13 protein-coding genes and 1 pseudogene are annotated in these 15,482 nt (G+C 44.7%); 13 read left to right on the plus strand and 1 reads right to left on the minus strand.

Features of this window, described 5'->3' with window-relative positions; translation table 11 throughout:
* Positions 1–2 precede the first annotated feature (2 nt).
* The 13 genes and pseudogenes from SB724_RS10125 (at position 3) to SB724_RS10185 (ending at position 14,240) form a co-directional block, all read left to right on the plus strand.
* Positions 3–740, plus strand: coding sequence for a sugar phosphate nucleotidyltransferase (locus SB724_RS10125; RefSeq protein ID WP_038460267.1), 738 nt, complete (start codon positions 3–5; stop codon positions 738–740).
* A 2-nt stretch (positions 741–742) separates the two neighbouring features.
* Positions 743–1,690 carry a dTDP-glucose 4,6-dehydratase gene (gene rfbB / locus SB724_RS10130; RefSeq protein WP_020957994.1) on the plus strand — a complete coding sequence of 316 codons (948 nt, stop codon included), beginning with the start codon at positions 743–745 and terminating at the stop codon, positions 1,688–1,690.
* Positions 1,691–1,710: 20 nt separating this feature from the next.
* On the plus strand, positions 1,711–2,559 hold the full coding sequence (gene rfbD, locus SB724_RS10135; protein WP_410570992.1) for a dTDP-4-dehydrorhamnose reductase: 849 nt from the start codon (positions 1,711–1,713) through the stop codon (positions 2,557–2,559).
* A complete protein-coding gene (locus SB724_RS10140) occupies positions 2,556–3,011 on the plus strand; it encodes a dTDP-4-dehydrorhamnose 3,5-epimerase family protein (protein WP_003150986.1) in 456 nt (151 codons plus the stop codon). Before rfbD ends, SB724_RS10140 begins: the two co-directional genes overlap by 4 nt.
* A 348-nt stretch (positions 3,012–3,359) precedes the next feature.
* Positions 3,360–4,286: an ABC transporter ATP-binding protein gene (locus SB724_RS10145; protein WP_032876931.1), complete on the plus strand. Its 927-nt coding sequence runs from the start codon at positions 3,360–3,362 to the stop codon at positions 4,284–4,286.
* A 64-nt stretch (positions 4,287–4,350) separates the two neighbouring features.
* Positions 4,351–5,055, plus strand: coding sequence for an ABC transporter permease (locus SB724_RS10150; RefSeq protein WP_012118718.1), 705 nt, complete (start codon positions 4,351–4,353; stop codon positions 5,053–5,055).
* A 20-nt stretch (positions 5,056–5,075) separates the two neighbouring features.
* Positions 5,076–5,942: pseudogene (locus SB724_RS10155) on the plus strand (DUF4097 family beta strand repeat-containing protein).
* Between the two features lie 191 nt (positions 5,943–6,133).
* Positions 6,134–6,832, plus strand: a complete 699-nt coding sequence (locus SB724_RS10160) for a response regulator transcription factor (protein ID WP_410570995.1) — start codon at positions 6,134–6,136, stop codon at positions 6,830–6,832.
* 1 nt (position 6,833) lies between these two features.
* Positions 6,834–7,769: a sensor histidine kinase gene (locus SB724_RS10165; RefSeq protein ID WP_082998236.1), complete on the plus strand. Its 936-nt coding sequence runs from the start codon at positions 6,834–6,836 to the stop codon at positions 7,767–7,769.
* A 232-nt stretch (positions 7,770–8,001) separates the two neighbouring features.
* The gene (locus SB724_RS10170) at positions 8,002–9,288 is read left to right on the plus strand and encodes a Glu/Leu/Phe/Val family dehydrogenase (protein ID WP_410570997.1); all 1,287 of its coding nucleotides are present in this window, start codon (positions 8,002–8,004) and stop codon (positions 9,286–9,288) included.
* A 207-nt stretch (positions 9,289–9,495) separates the two neighbouring features.
* Positions 9,496–11,043, plus strand: a complete 1,548-nt coding sequence (gene pruA / locus SB724_RS10175; protein WP_032875826.1) for an L-glutamate gamma-semialdehyde dehydrogenase — start codon at positions 9,496–9,498, stop codon at positions 11,041–11,043.
* Positions 11,044–11,114: 71 nt separating this feature from the next.
* Complete coding sequence (locus SB724_RS10180) at positions 11,115–12,797, plus strand: M20 family metallopeptidase (RefSeq protein ID WP_045209236.1); 1,683 nt, start codon at positions 11,115–11,117, stop codon at positions 12,795–12,797.
* Between the two features lie 24 nt (positions 12,798–12,821).
* The gene (locus SB724_RS10185; protein ID WP_410571000.1) at positions 12,822–14,240 is read left to right on the plus strand and encodes an amino acid permease; all 1,419 of its coding nucleotides are present in this window, start codon (positions 12,822–12,824) and stop codon (positions 14,238–14,240) included.
* A 32-nt stretch (positions 14,241–14,272) separates the two neighbouring features.
* Here SB724_RS10185 and SB724_RS10190 read toward each other — a convergent pair whose 3' ends face one another.
* Entirely contained in the window at positions 14,273–15,475 is a 1,203-nt protein-coding gene (locus SB724_RS10190; protein ID WP_410571002.1) for a multidrug effflux MFS transporter, read from the minus strand.
* Positions 15,476–15,482 lie beyond the last annotated feature (7 nt).

Below are 15,482 nucleotides of genomic sequence, written 5' to 3' on the forward strand. Positions count from 1 at the left end.
ATGTGAAAGGTGTTATCTTAGCCGGAGGCACCGGCTCACGCCTTATGCCGCTGACAAAAGCGGTCAATAAGCATTTACTCCCTGTCGGTCCATATCCGATGATTTACTGGTCGGTCATGAAGCTGGAAGAAGCGGGGATTACAGATATCTTGCTGATTACGCAAAAAGAATATATTCCGCAATTTCATAAACTTCTCGAAACCGGAGAAGAGCTCGGCGTCTCAATCACATATCAGGTTCAGCCAGCCGCATCCGGCATTTCCGACGGTTTATCATACGCAAAGCGGTTTACCGGGCGCGATCCGTTCGTTCTGCTTTTGGGAGATAATATTTTTGAAGATTCATTAAAACCTTATACGGAGCGTTTCGCAAAGCAGGGAAAAGGAGCAAAAGTGCTGCTGAAAGAAGTGGACGATCCGGAGCGCTTCGGCATCGCCGAGATTGATGAGGAAAACAAACGGATCAAGTCGATCATTGAAAAGCCGGAGCAGCCGCCGACCAGACTATGCGTCACAGGGATCTACATGTACGACGCAGAAGTGTTTTCTTATATTGAACAAATTTCCCCTTCAAAACGCGGCGAACTGGAAATTACGGATGTCAATAATTTATACATTGAACACAGTGAGCTGACGTATGATGTGTTAACGGGCTGGTGGGTGGATGCGGGCACGCATGAATCGCTCTACCTCGCCGGAAGCCTGGCGCATCAGGCATTACAGAAAGGACAGGAGCATTAATCATGCCAAAATCATATTTAATTACAGGGGGCGCCGGATTTATCGGCCTTACCTTCACAAAGATGATGCTGAAAGAAACAGATGCGCAGATTACCGTCCTGGATAATCTCACGTATGCAAGCAGGCCGCTTGAAATAGAAGCCTTAAAAAAGAACGGCCGTTTTCGTTTTATCAAAGGTGACATTTCTAAAAAAGAGGACATTGACAAAGTCTTTTCCCAAATGTATGACGCTGTCATTCATTTTGCGGCTGAATCCCATGTGGACAGAAGCATAAATCAGGCAGAGCCGTTCATCACAACAAATGTAATGGGCACATACCGACTGGCGGACGCAGTGTTACAGGGAAAAGCCGGCAGGCTGATTCACATTTCCACAGATGAGGTGTACGGAGATTTGGCGCCGGATGATCCCGCTTTTACAGAGACGACGCCGCTTTCTCCGAACAATCCGTATTCGGCCAGCAAGGCAAGCTCAGACCTGCTCGTCATGTCTTATGTGAGAACCCATAAGCTTCCTGCCATTATTACAAGATGCAGCAACAATTACGGGCCGTACCAGCATCATGAGAAAATGATTCCGACCATTATCAGGCATGCCGTAAACGGCACGCCGGTTCCGCTGTACGGCGACGGGATGCAGATCAGAGACTGGCTGTTTGCCGAAGATCATTGCCGCGCCATTAAGCTCGTGCTGGAAAAAGGAACACTCGGTGACATTTACAATATCGGCGGAGGAAATGAACGGACGAATAAAGAGCTTGCGTCATTTATCATGAAGGAGCTCGGTGTCGAGGAACGGTTTGCTCATGTCGAAGACAGAAAAGGGCATGACCGCCGTTACGCCATCAATGCTTCAAAGCTGAAAAATGAGCTGGGGTGGCGGCAGGACGTCACATTTGAAGAAGGAATGAGAAGAACCATTCGCTGGTATACAGACAGCCAAGACTAATCGGAAAGAAGGGGATCCGATTGACGAAGGTATTAGTAACCGGAGCGGCCGGCCAGCTGGGGCGGGAGTTATGCCGCCAGCTGAAGCGGGAAGGGTATGAAGTGATCGCCTTGACAAAAGCGATGATGAACATATCCGACCAGCGTTCGGTGCGGCACTCGTTCAGCCATTACAAGCCGGGTATCGTCGTCAATACGGCGGCATACACCTCCGTTGACAAATGTGAAACGGAGCTCGACAAAGCGTATTTAATAAACGGAATCGGCGCTTATTATGCCGCGCTTGAGGCTGAAAACACCGGCGCGAAATTCATTCACATCAGCACCGATTACGTCTTCAGCGGCAAAGGAACACGGCCATACCAGACCGATGATCCCGCAGATCCGGGCACGATTTACGGAAAAAGCAAAAAACTCGGCGAAGAACTGATCCGGTTAACGGGAAAAAACCACACCATTATCAGAACATCGTGGGTGTACGGCAGCGGCGGGCACAACTTTGTCAATACGATGCTGAAACTTGCGGATACACATGATCAGGTGCGTGTCGTTAACGATCAAGTCGGAGCGCCGACGTATACAAAAGATTTAGCCGAAACGGTGATCGGTCTGTTTGACAGGCCGCCGGGCTTATACCACGCCGCAAACAGCGGAGTGTGCAGCTGGTATGAATTCGCCAAGGCTATTTTTGAAGAAAGCGGCAGAACCGCCGCCGTGCTGCCCGTCACGACGGAGGAATACGGAAATGAGACGCCGCGCCCCGCTTATTCGGTGTTGAGTCTTGAGTCGATTGAACGGCAGGGGCTCGGCATGAGGCATTGGCGGGAAGCGCTGCGGGATTATTTACAAGGGGAGGGACAGTGCAAGTGATCGAAGGCGTAAAAATCAAAAAGCTGATCAAACACAGCGATGACCGGGGTTTTTTCTCAGAACTCGTCCGTGACGATGAACATCTCTTAGAGCGTTTCGGGCAGGCTTCCTGGTCCAAAAGCTATCCCGGCGTCATTAAAGCGTTTCACTATCATGAGAAACAGGATGACCTGTGGTTTTTCCCGACAGGCCATGCCCAGGTCGTGCTCCATGACCTTCGCGAAGAGTCGGCAACCAAGGGAGAAACGGATGTCTACTACATGGGAGAAGACAATCCGATGCTCCTTCTCATTCCCAAAGGCGTCGCACACGGGTACAGAGTGCTGGGTGAAACCCCGCTGACCATTATTTATTTCACGACGATGTCCTACAATCCGGATCAGCCTGACGAAAAAAGAATCCCGTGGAATGATGACACCATCGGATTTGATTGGCAGACGGCTCACCGGTAGCGCACAAGACGAAGACAGCGGATGTCTTCGTTTTTTTGTGTTTTGTTGACTTTGATATGAGTGGAGCCAGTGAATAAGATACGACCGCCCACTATATCATGATTGCTGGCCTGAAGGACAATTTCATCAAAAATGTCTTGGAAGATGGCGGTCAGTTAGGGACCTGAAATTTAAGAGATCCTCCCTTTCTTCTCCTATGGACATCATGCATCCTAAAAAACAAAAAATGATTTATAGAATGGGGATAGGATTTAATTAGAAAAATCTTAAGAAAAAAGTAATATTTGCTTAAGAGAAAAGAGAACTTTCCTTTATATAGTAGGAGTATATATGGAAAGGGGAAAGCGAATGACATACATCTTAAAAACGAGTCAGCTTACAAAAACATTTAAAGGAAAAGAAGTTGTTTCCGGGGTTAATATGCACGTGAAAAAAGGGGAGATTTATGGATTCTTGGGTCCCAATGGTGCAGGTAAAACAACCATTATGAAAATGATTACCAATTTAATCAAGCCTACAAGTGGTGAAATAGAAATTTTCGGTGAGAAATTAACAGATACGTCATTTGAAGTTTTAAAAAGAATGGGCACCATTATTGAATATCCCATTTTCTATGACAACCTCACTGCTAAAGAAAATTTAGATTTCCATTGTGAATATATGGGCTATTACGATAAAAAATCCATTGACCACGCTATCGAGCTTGTAAAGTTACATAATATTGATAATAAAAAAGTGAAAGAGTTTTCTTTAGGAATGAAACAAAGGTTAGGAATAGCCAGAGCTATTTCTACAAGACCAGAACTTCTCATTTTAGACGAGCCGATTAATGGCCTGGATCCAATAGGTATAAAAGAGTTAAGGGATCTCTTTAAGTTACTTTGCAGAGAATATGGAATTACATTATTAGTCTCCAGTCACATTTTAGCCGAAATGGAACAAATGTCAGATACTGTTGGTATCATACAGAATGGCAAGTTAATAAAAGAAGTTTCTATGAAGAGTATAAACGGAAAACAAACAGAGTATATAGAGGTAAAAGTCCAAAATATAAAAAAAGCGTTATATATTTTAGAGCAAAATCTGGGGATAAGAAATTTTAAAATGATTGATCAACAATTAATTCGTATCTATGAAACAGCAGTTACACAACAAGAAATCTCTAAAGCACTTATTCTGAATGACATTGGTATAGAAAGTATAAATAAAAAACACAGTTCTTTAGAAGAATACTTCTTAAATTCTATGAATGGGGAGGGAATACACACTAGATAGATTGCCCGTCTGTGTTATGCACCTATTTGCATTGTCTTAAATTCTTCTGCTGGAGGCTATTAGCATGTTAAAACTTATGAAATTAGAGTACAAAAAACATCACTTATCACAGTATTTTAAATGGGTGGCACTTTGGATATTCATCATCTTTGCCTTAGCGGCTTTTATGGGATGGGAATCTAAAAATGAAAATGAACTTATGTTTCGTGATTATGCAGATTTTATATCTCTAACTAATATTTTAATTAGAATTGTGTTTATTAGTTTTTCTGCTGTGATTTTATCCCGTTTAGTTATTGATGAATATAAAAATAAAACAATACAATTGCTGTTTACTTATCCTTTACAAAGAAAAAAATTAATGCAAGCTAAACTATCTATTGTCTTCCTATTCTGCTTTGTAAGTATTGTTATTGCTACGTTTGTTATTAACTTGTTAATTCTCTTCGTGAGTCCGCACTTATATTTATTCGAGAAGCCTGTTGAAATGAGTGAAGTTATTTCCGCTATGCCATCGACTCTTCTCACCGCTTTTATGATGGGAGGAGTGAGTCTGATTCCTTTATTTTTCGGCATGAGAAAAAAATCAACTTCTGCTACAATCACTTGGGCTGTCATAATCGGGGTCTTTATCAATGCAACAGTTTCCGACGGAGGAGAAACAGTCAGTTTAAGTCAATTTATTATCATTCCAATTATACTTTGTTTATTTGGTTTTTTAGTGGGTTATCTTTCTTACCGTAAGGTGGATCAGAAAGATTTATTGTAGATAAAAGGAGAAATTATACAATGAAGAAGATTATAGCATCATGTGCAGTGTTAATCGTAATCGGCGGAATTGTTTTAAGCCTTTATAAGACAGATACTAAAAACTTTAAAAAGAACGTGTCCTGCAATGTTGAAAAAATTGATACTTTAAAAGTATATACTGACTCATGGGATGTGAAGTTTAAAAAGAGTAATTCAAATAAGGCAACAATATCTGCTGAGGGGAAGCAGAAAGATAAGGCTCCAGTTACATTTCAAGGAGATGGGGGGGATTTGGTCGTTAGTCAAAAAGAACAAAAGAATGGCGGCTTTTTGGATGGATTTACTTTTGGGAAGCAGGGCGGCACAATCTATATTAATGTTCCCGATTCAGGTATGAACAATATTGAAATAACCAATAAAGATGGGAGTATACAATGAAGTGAAATTTCAGCTGAAAATATTGTCGTTGATAATCATTCCGGTGATGAAAAAATCAATAATGTTTCGGCTCATACTGGAAAGTTTTCATCCAAGGATGGGGCGTTAAGCGTTGAAAATAGTTCTTTTGAGAAATTAAATATAACATCTGTAAGCGGCGATAACGAGATGAAGGAAATACATAGTTCCAATGTAAAGGTTACTTCTAAAGATGGAGCGGTTTCAATCAAGGACATAACAGAAGGAAAATCTTTATCAGTAAATACGAAATCAGGAGATATAGGTGTATCTTATAAAAAAGCGCCAACTTCACTTGCTGTTTTTGCTCAGAGTAATTCTGATGTAACGTTTGATCTAGATGGGCTTAATAAGAGCCATGACGGCGTAAAACTGAAAAAAGGTGAAATTGGCGCGGGAAGTAATAAAATAAGTCTATCTAGTGAAGATGGTTCGATAAAGGTGAGATAAAAAGAGAAAAACACAAGACAACAATTCCCGCAATTGAAGAATGGTTGTCTTATTTGTTTGTATTTAAAATGTTTTGGAATATTTATCTCCTTTTGTATAAAAAATAATTATAATGAGATTAATTATCTGTATAATGATTGAAATAAACAGTGAATTAAGAATATCAGTTTTATATTTAAGGAGCGGAAAGCTTGGGTTACAAAATATTAATTGTAGAAGACGACCAATTCATAAGCGATATGGTAAGCGAAAGCTTAACGAAAGAAGGGTTTGAAGTAACAGCAGCTTTTGATGGTGAAGAAGCTTTAGACATATTGAACACCCAAAAGTTTGAGGTTATATTGTTGGATTTAATGCTTCCGAAGATAGATGGGATGGAATGTTTAAGAATGATTCGGTCCAAAAGTATGGTTCCCGTTCTTATCATGTCTGCAAAAGATGAAGATGTAGATAAGGCACTTGGTCTCGGCCTCGGGGCTGATGATTATATTTCTAAACCTTTTTCTATGCTGGAGGTAATAGCCAGAATTAAAGCAACCATTAGAAGAGAAAGACACTATAAGAGCTCCCTGTCTTCAAAGGAAGAAAAAATCATTAAAATAGGTGATTTAAGTGTTGACCTGCATAGCTTTTCTGTTAAAAAATTCAATGAAAAGATTAATCTCACGGCAAAAGAATTTAATATTTTAAAACTCTTTATTTCTAATCCTTCACAAGTATATACTAAGTCTCAACTTTATAAATCCGTATGGGAAGATGAGTATCATGGAGATGAGAATGTAATTAATGTTCATATTAGACGGCTTAGAGAGAAAATTGAGGACGATCCATCTCATCCAATGTACATAAAAACGTTGTGGGGAATCGGTTATAAGTTGGGGGATTTTTGAATTGTTTTATATGTTGGTTATTTTATTCATATGCTCTGCGGCAGTAAATATATTTCTTTTCCGAAGCCGATTAAATCTAAGGACTGAGATTAAATATATAAGAAATAAACTTCGAAAAGTTGTTAATGAAGAGACAGGCGAAAGATTATTGCTTAACACGGAAGATAAATATATAAAATCCTTGTTAATTCAAATAAACCGTCTTTTAGACCATAATCAAAAGATCAAAGGGAACTGCAATAGTATTGAACTGTCCATGCGAAAAATGTTATCAAATATTTCACACGATTTAAAGACGCCTTTAACAGTTATACTAGGTTATATTGAAATTATAAATAACGATAAAAGTCTGACTTCGGAAAAGGTTATGAGTTTACTAAAAACAGTTAATTTAAAAACGGTCGAGGTATTAGCGTTAATAAACCGTTTTTTTGAACTTGTAAAATTAGAGTCAGGAGATAAAAAATTAAATTCTTCACGAATTGACATATGTGAAGTCAGCCGAAAAATAATTTTGGATTACTACGAAATTTTAATCAGCAAAGAATTTGAAGTAGTGATTGATATACCCGATGATTCTGTCTTTGTTAGCGGAGATGAAGAGGCAATTGAGAGGGTTCTGAATAATTTAATTACGAATGCAATTCAATATGGTTCCGATGGTAAGATGGTGGGTTTAAAGATCAGAATAACTGATAATGATGTTTTTGTAGAAATATCAGATAAAGGAAAAGGAATAAATGAAATGCATAAAGACCGTGTCTTTGAACGAATGTACACATTGGAGGACTCGAGAAATACCAATTATCAGGGAAGCGGATTGGGGCTGACGATTACTAAGAGATTAGTAGAGCAAATGGAAGGAAGTATATCTCTAAATAGTGTCCCCTTCAAAGAAACAACGTTTTCTGTACGTTTAAGACGTATTAAATTTTAATAAAAGCAGTAAGGTTTCTTCTGTATACGTCTTCAAATCCCCTTTCTCTTTAATCTGAGAGGCTGACAACAGTCTCTTTTTTTTATACGCAAAAGGCTGGCATGAATCTTGCATATAAAAAGGGGCGTAACGACAATGTGAAAGGGATTGATGGGTTTTGGTGTAAAAGCGCTTACATTTTGTTCTGCCGGTAATTGAAGCTTACACGTAAAATACGATGAGGTGATAAAACATGTCAGCCAACCCGCTTTCTAAAAGCAATCAGAAAGATGAAGAAAAAGAAGTTCTTAATTTGTTCTTGTCAACACAATCGATCATAAAAGAAGCCCTGCGCAAACTGGGCTATCCTGACAATATGTATGAACTGATGAAAGAGCCGATGCGGCTTTTAACCGTCCGCATCCCTGTCAAAATGGACAATGGCTCAGTACAGGTTTTCACGGGCTACCGCTCACAGCATAATGACGCAGTCGGCCCGACAAAAGGGGGCGTGCGGTTTCATCCGGAAGTCAGTGAAGAAGAGGTCAAGGCGCTTTCCATCTGGATGACTTTAAAATGCGGCATCACAAATCTTCCTTACGGGGGCGGAAAAGGCGGCATCATCTGTGATCCGCGGACGATGTCATTCGGAGAGCTGGAACGGCTGAGCCGCGGATATGTGCGCGCGATCAGCCAGATCGTCGGTCCGACAAAGGATATTCCGGCTCCTGACGTATATACCAACTCACAGATTATGGCATGGATGATGGACGAATACAGCCGCCTGAGAGAATTTGATTCACCGGGATTCATTACGGGCAAACCGATTGTTCTCGGCGGTTCACATGGGCGGGAGACAGCGACCGCGCAAGGTGTCACGATTTGTATTGAGGAAGCCGTTAAGAAAAAAGGGATTCCATTGGAAAATGCACGGATCATCATTCAGGGGTTCGGAAATGCGGGGAGCTTTCTCGCTAAATTTATGCATGACGCCGGCGCCAAGGTGATCGGCATCTCAGACGCCCACGGCGCTTTGTATGACCCTGACGGCCTTGACATTGATTACCTGCTGGATAAGCGGGACAGCTTCGGCACGGTGACGAATCTCTTCACGGATGTCATAACGAACCGGGAGCTGCTGGAAAAGGACTGTGATATTCTCGTGCCCGCCGCAATCTCCAATCAGATTACGGCTGAAAACGCCCATCACATTAAAGCTTCAATCATTGTGGAGGCGGCAAACGGCCCGACAACGATAGATGCCACGAAAATTCTGAATGAAAGAGGCGTGCTTCTCGTGCCGGATATTTTGGCAAGCGCCGGCGGCGTGACGGTGTCTTATTTTGAATGGGTGCAAAATAATCAAGGCTTTTACTGGTCTGAGGAGGAAGTCGCCGGAAAACTGCGCAGCGTCATGGTGAATTCGTTTGAATCCATTTATCAGACAGCGCATACCCACAAAGTCGATATGCGTTTGGCCGCCTATATGACGGGCATCAGAAAGTCGGCTGAAGCCGCCCGGTTCCGCGGCTGGGTATAAGTGTTATCCGCAAAGAGATTTTGCATCAGTTATATAGCAGATCGCAAAATTTCTTTGCGTTTTCAGATTACAGCTGACAGATTCGGACAAGCTTCGTCCGCTTTCGGCAAAGATTTTCTTATTTTTATCACAAATTGCTATGCTGGTATGCTTCTTGCATCTTCATAAAGCGTGAGCACACATTACAAAATACGGGGAGGAATTCTAATGACAGTTTCATACGCACACGAACCATTTACAAATTTTCAGGAAGAGACAAATAAACAATCGTTTCAGGAAGCGCTGGCTTATGTGAATTCACAGCTCGGCAAGCATTATCCGCTTATCATCAACGGTGAAGCGATTGAAACGGATAAAAAGATCGTTTCCGTCAATCCGGCAGATAAAAAAGAAGTGATCGGTTCTGTATCGGCCGCCGGAAAAGAACTTGCGGAAAAGGCCATGCAGGCTGCGCTGCAGGCATTTCAGACATGGAAAAAAGTACGGCCGGAACACCGCGCGAATGTGCTGTTTAAAGCGGCGGCGATTATCCGCAGAAGAAAGCACGAATTCTCCGCTTATCTAGTGAAAGAAGCGGGAAAACCGTGGAAGGAAGCGGATGCTGATACGGCGGAAGCGATCGACTTTTTAGAGTATTATGCCCGTCAGATGCTGAAACTGAAAGACGGTTCCCCCGTAAAGAGCCGTGACGGAGAATATAATCAGTATCACTATGAGCCGCTTGGGGTGGGAATCGTCATTTCTCCATTCAACTTCCCGCTTGCGATCATGGCGGGAACGGCGGCGGCAGCCATCGTAACAGGCAACACGATACTGCTGAAACCGGCGGATGCGGCGCCTGTCGTGGCGGCGAAATTCGTTGAAGTGATGAAAGAAGCGGGCCTGCCGGACGGCGTACTCCAATTCATACCGGGCGACGGAGGAGAAATCGGCGACTATCTGGTTGAGCATCCGAAGACGAGATTTGTGTCGTTTACAGGCTCCCGCGCGGTCGGATGCCGCATCTATGAACGCGCCGCAAAAGTACAGCCGGGCCAAAAGTGGCTGAAACGGGTCATCGCCGAAATGGGAGGGAAAGATACGGTGCTTGTAGACAGAGATGCTGATCTTGATCTTGCCGCTTCCTCAATCGTGTATTCCGCCTTCGGATTCTCAGGCCAAAAATGTTCAGCCGGTTCCCGTGCGGTCATTCATCAGGACGTCTATGATGAAGTTGTTGAAAAAGCCGTCGCTTTAACAAAATCACTCACCGTCGGAAGTCCGGAAGATTTTGATACATACATGGGGCCAGTCATCCACGAAGCATCTTATAATAAAGTCATGAGTTATATCGAAATCGGCAAAACAGAAGGAAAACTCCTGACGGGAGGCGAAGGTGATGATTCAAAAGGATACTTTATTCAGCCGACCATTTTTGCGGATGTTGATGAAAACGCCCGCCTGATGCAGGAGGAAATTTTCGGGCCGGTCGTCGCGATCTCAAAAGCCCGTGATTTCGACCATATGCTTGAGATTGCCAATAATACCGATTACGGACTGACGGGCGCTCTGTTATCGAAAACCCGCGCGCACATTGAACGCGCCCGCGAAGATTTTCACGTCGGGAATCTATACTTCAACCGCGGCTGTACGGGAGCGATTGTCGGATACCAGCCGTTCGGCGGCTTCAATATGTCAGGAACCGATTCAAAAGCCGGAGGTCCTGACTATCTGATTCTTCATATGCAGGCAAAAACAACGTCTGAAGCCTATTAATCTTTCGGAAATAGCGCGATGAAAAAGAGAGTCGCGCTATTTTCTCTATATGAGGGTAAGGAGGATGGAATATGTATCAGCAGCTCAGCAAAATGCTTCCGGAGGAGAAAATAGAAGCCATTACGAAATCACTGGTGGCGTTAAACAGCATCAACGGCACATTGGGAGAAGGAAAAAAAGCCGACTATATCAAAGATATGATCAAGAGCTTTCCCTACTTTCAGGAGAATCCGTCACATGTGTGGGAGCAGGCGATTCCTGAGGACCCTTACGGCCGCAAAAATATTTTCGCATTTATTGAGGGGAACGGAGAAAGCCTGAATACGGTCATTTATCACGCTCATCTTGATACGGTCGGCATCGAGGATTTCGGCCCTTTAAAAGATATCGCTTTTGATTCCGACCGTCTTGCGGAATATTTCTCAAACTATGAATTTGATCGGGATGTGCAGCGGGACGCCCGCTCAGGCGAGTGGATGTTCGGAAGGGGTTCGGTTGATATGCAGAGCGGTATTGCCGTTCATCTCGCCAATCTGCTTCACTTTTCTGAACGGCGCGATCAGCTGCCGGGCCATATTCTGTTCATGGCAAACCCGGATGAAGAAAGCCAGCATTCCGGCATTTTAACCAGCATTTCTGAATTAAAACGGCTGAAACAAGAAAAGCATCTTCGTTATTTAGCAGCGATTAATAACGATTTTATCACGCCGCTGTATGAGGGTGACACGACAAGGTACATCTACACGGGCGCGGCAGGGAAGCTTTTGCCTTGCTTTGCGATTTACGGGCGGGAGGTGCATGTCGGTGATACGCTGTCCGGCATCGACCCGAATTTGATCGCATCAGAAATCACCAGAAGAATTCACAACAATATTCATATGGCGGAAAACATTGAAGGGGAGCTTGTGCTTCCGCCGACCTGCCTGTACCAGCGTGACAATAAGGAAGCGTATAACGTGCAGACCGCCGTCAGCAGCTATGTCTATTTTAATTATTTTATTTACGAGAAAACCGCCAAAGAAGTCATGGATCAGCTGACTGCCGTGGCTGACGAAGCCTGCAGAGAGACAGAGCAAAAATTATCTGATTATTATGACGAATACTGCGAGAGAACGAGCCTGCCGAAAAAAGAGATGTCATGGAACGTTCAAGTGTACAGTCTGGAAGATTACCTGAAAAAGCTGAGAAACCGCGGGATAGACCCTGCACAGTGTATCGAGCAGACATTTAAAACATATGAACATCTTGAACTGCGGATGAGATGCTTTAAAGCCGTCGAGGAACTGCAAAAACTCGATCCTGAGCAGGGAGCCAAGGTCATTATTTTCTATGCGCCGCCTTACCTTCCGCACAATTATCTGAAAGAAGAGAGCACACGGGACCGGCTTTTGCAGCATGTCATTCAAGAAGCGGTCGATAAAACAGCGGCATCAACCGGAGAAACATTCGTCTTTAAAAAGTTTTTCCCTTATTTAGCGGACGGAAGCTTTTTATCGCTGCATGAAACAGACGAGGAGGTCTCCGCCTTTACCGATAATTTTCCGGGCTGGGATGTCATCGGGACGATTCCTTTTAAAGAAATCAGGGAATTGAATATTCCGTCGGTCAATATAGGGGTATACGGAAAGGACGGCCATAAATGGACGGAACGCGTGTACAAACCGTACACATTCCATGTGCTGCCGGAGCTCATTCAGCAGACGACAATGCACCTTTTGCACAGCTACCGATTAGACATACGCACAAATGGCTGACATAACGGAATAAGGGGGATGTATATGCAGGGAGATACCAATCAAACTGAATTACAGCGCACGATGAAGGGCCGGCATTTGTTTATGATCGCCCTCGGCGGCGTGATCGGGACGGGGCTTTTTCTGGGCTCCGGTTTTACGATCAGTGAAGCGGGACCGATCGGCGCGATATTGGCTTATGTGATCGGCGGATTTTTAATGTATCTGGTGATGCTTTGTTTGGGGGAGCTCGCGGTCGCCATGCCGGTCGCAGGATCATTTCAGGCGTATGCCGCAAAGTTTCTCGGGCCGTCGACGGGATTTACGATCGGGTGGATGTACGCATTCAGCTGGGCCAATACAGTGGGGCTTGAACTGACGTCGGCGGGGATTTTAATGCAGCGGTGGTTTCCGGCCGTTCCGATTTGGGTGTGGTGCCTGGTATTCGGCGTCGTCATTTTTTCCATTAACGCGCTGTCTGCGCGGAGTTTTGCGGAAATGGAATTTTGGTTTTCCAGCATTAAGGTCATGGCCATTGTATTGTTTATTATTCTCGGCTGCGCTGCGGTATTCGGCTTTGTCGGTTTTAACGGCGGGCAGACGGCTCCGTATCTGTCAAACTTTACGACGGACAAAGGGCTTTTCCCGAACGGCGCCCAAGCCGTGCTGTTTACCCTTGTCATGGTGAATTTTTCATTCCAGGGCACCGAACTGGTCGGAATCGCCTCGGGAGAAAGCGAAAATCCGGAAAAGACGCTTCCCCGCTCAATCCGAAACGTCATATGGCGGACGCTGTTTTTCTTCGTGTTGGCGATGTTTGTTCTCGTGTCCATTTTGCCGTACCAAACGGCAGGCGTCATCGAAAGCCCGTTTGTGGCTGTGCTGGATAAAATCGGCGTTCCCTATGCGGCTGATATCATGAACTTTGTCATTCTGACCGCCATGCTGTCGGTGGCGAATTCCGGGCTGTACGCTTCGTCCAGAATGATGTGGTCCCTATCAAAAACTAAGATGGGCCCCGCTTCCTTAACGAAACTGACGAAAAAAGGCGTGCCTCTGAAAGCTCTTTCCATCACCATTGCTATCTCCGGTTTATCCCTGCTGACAAGTGTATTCGCGGCTGAAACGGTGTATGTGTGGCTCATTTCCATCTCCGGTATGATTACCGTCGTCGCGTGGATGTCAATCTGCGCTTCACAATTCGTTTTCCGGAGACGCTTTCTCGCTGAAGGAGGAAATCTGAAAGACCTGGCATTTAAAACGCCTCTTTATCCGATCGTGCCGATTCTCGGATTTTCGGTTTACGGGCTTATCTTAATCAGTCTCATCTTTATCCCCGACCAGCGTATCGGTCTGTACTGCGGCGTCCCGCTGATGATCATCTGTTACGCGTATTATCACTTCGGTATCAAAAAACGCCTGGAGCGTGAGCCGGCTTCTTCGGAAAAAGGCGCTGCCGGATAAGAAAAAAAGCCCTCCGCAAAAAGCGGCGGGCTTTACTTTGTTTTCCGTTTTGACGACAGCACATAGGATAGAACGGCACAGAACTCAAAACCGAAAATGCTGACGGCCATCGGCCAGGCATTTTCTTCTCCGGCAATACCGACAAGGGGAGCGGCAGCCGCACCGCCGATAAAGGGCAGGAGTCCGAGAAGAGCCGCAGCGCTTCCCGCGCCTTTCTCCTGTTTCTGCATAGCCAGAGAAAATCCCGTCGTCGTGACGATCCCGACAGAAGAAACAATGATGAATAAAGAAATGCAGACCGCCGTCAGGCCTAAACCAAACGCAAGTGATAAAAGCAAAGTGATGCTTCCGATGACGGCGATCAACAGCCCGGAGACAAACAGCTTCCGTTCATCATGTGTTTTGGCCATCCGTCCGGTGATTTGGGTGGCGCATATGATTCCCGCACCGTTTACGGCGAACAGCAGGCTGAACATTTGCGCTGATACGCCGTAGATGTTTTGCAGTACAAACGGCGACCCGGCAATATATGCGAACATGCCGGTCATCACAAATGCCTGGCTGAGCGCAAATCCCATAAACATCCGGTCGCCAAGCAGGCCGCGAAACGTCATCAGCGTCTCCCGGAGTCCGCCGCTTGTCCGCTTTTCCGGCGGGAGTGATTCAGGCAACGCCGTAAGCACGGCGGCAGAAATGATACAGCCGATCACCGCCAGCACGATAAATACGATTTTCCAGCCGGCGAACTGAAGGATAAATCCCCCTGTAATCGGCGCTAAAATCGGCGCCGCCCCATTGACGAGCATCAGTAATGAGAAAAAAGCCGTTAATTCTTTTCCGGAATACATATCGCGCGCGGAAGCCCGTGCGATGACGATTCCGGCCGCCCCGGTGAATCCTTGAATAAACCTCATAACAATTAAAAACGAAACAGAAGGGCTGAAGGCGCATAATAAAGAAGACAGCGTATAAAGCAGCAATGACAGAATGAGCGGCTTCCGGCGCCCGATCATATCACTGAGCGGCCCGACAACGATCTGCCCGACCGCCAGCCCCAAAAGACAAAACGTCAGGCTCAGCTGCGCAAGTGACGCTGTCGTATGAAGATCGGCCGCCACTTCAGGCAAAGCGGGCAGATACATATCGAGCGAAAGCGGCCCGAATGAAGCGAGCGTCCCTAGAATCAGTACCATGCCGAGGCCTGCGCGGGCGGCCTTTGAATCAGCGTTATTCATTCCATGA

The sequence above is a fragment of the Bacillus sp. SIMBA_031 genome (genome assembly GCF_046535225.1).
Lineage (GTDB): Bacteria > Bacillota > Bacilli > Bacillales > Bacillaceae > Bacillus > Bacillus velezensis.

What these genes read in the sequence shown, in the direction of transcription:
- rfbB (WP_020957994.1), top strand. Translation starts at nt 743, where the DNA reads ATGCCAAAATCATATTTAATTACAGGGGGCGCCGGATTTATCGGCCTT.
- SB724_RS10145 (WP_032876931.1), top strand. Translation starts at nt 3,360, where the DNA reads ATGACATACATCTTAAAAACGAGTCAGCTTACAAAAACATTTAAAGGA.
- SB724_RS10150 (WP_012118718.1), top strand. Translation starts at nt 4,351, where the DNA reads ATGTTAAAACTTATGAAATTAGAGTACAAAAAACATCACTTATCACAG.
- SB724_RS10170 (WP_410570997.1), top strand. Translation starts at nt 8,002, where the DNA reads ATGTCAGCCAACCCGCTTTCTAAAAGCAATCAGAAAGATGAAGAAAAA.
- pruA (WP_032875826.1), top strand. Translation starts at nt 9,496, where the DNA reads ATGACAGTTTCATACGCACACGAACCATTTACAAATTTTCAGGAAGAG.
- SB724_RS10180 (WP_045209236.1), top strand. Translation starts at nt 11,115, where the DNA reads ATGTATCAGCAGCTCAGCAAAATGCTTCCGGAGGAGAAAATAGAAGCC.
- SB724_RS10185 (WP_410571000.1), top strand. Translation starts at nt 12,822, where the DNA reads ATGCAGGGAGATACCAATCAAACTGAATTACAGCGCACGATGAAGGGC.
- SB724_RS10190 (WP_410571002.1), bottom strand. Translation starts at nt 15,475, where the DNA reads ATGAATAACGCTGATTCAAAGGCCGCCCGCGCAGGCCTCGGCATGGTA.